Origin of the sequence: Streptomyces doebereineriae, from assembly GCF_031845645.1 — a bacterium.
In the GTDB taxonomy this organism is placed as follows: domain Bacteria; phylum Actinomycetota; class Actinomycetes; order Streptomycetales; family Streptomycetaceae; genus Streptomyces; species Streptomyces canus.
In genome coordinates this window covers 1-390 of record NZ_JAVREZ010000581.1, presented here as the reverse complement: position 1 = coordinate 390, position 390 = coordinate 1, and the positions used below count along the sequence as shown (strand labels likewise).

Below are 390 nucleotides of genomic sequence, written 5' to 3'. Positions count from 1 at the left end.
CTCCTTGACCGGCTCACCCAACACCAGCGGGGCAGCGCCGGCGGCCTGGGTGCCGAGCATGCGCGGGAGCCGGTCCGACAGACCGTCGCGGTGATACTCGTTGTAGCCCTTCCAGTAGGCGGTGATGTTGCCCGCGTTGCCCACCGGCAGCGCGTGCACGTCGGGAGCGGTGCCCAGCGCGTCGACGATCTCGAACGCGGCGGTCTTCTGCCCCTCGATGCGGTACGGGTTGACCGAGTTCACCAGGGCGATGGTCGGGAAATCCGCGGTGATCTTGCGGGCCAGCTCCAGGCAGTCGTCGAAATTGCCGTCGACCTGAATGATCTTGGCCCCGTACATGACGGCCTGCGCCAGCTTGCCCATCGCGATCTTGCCCTGCGGGATCAGCAC

The 390-nt window shown here is 67.2% G+C and carries 1 protein-coding gene; it reads right to left on the bottom strand.

What is annotated here, in order from left to right:
• Positions 1–390: pyridoxal-phosphate dependent enzyme (locus RNB18_RS53355; protein WP_311721225.1), on the bottom strand; the 390-nt coding region annotated here is incomplete at both ends.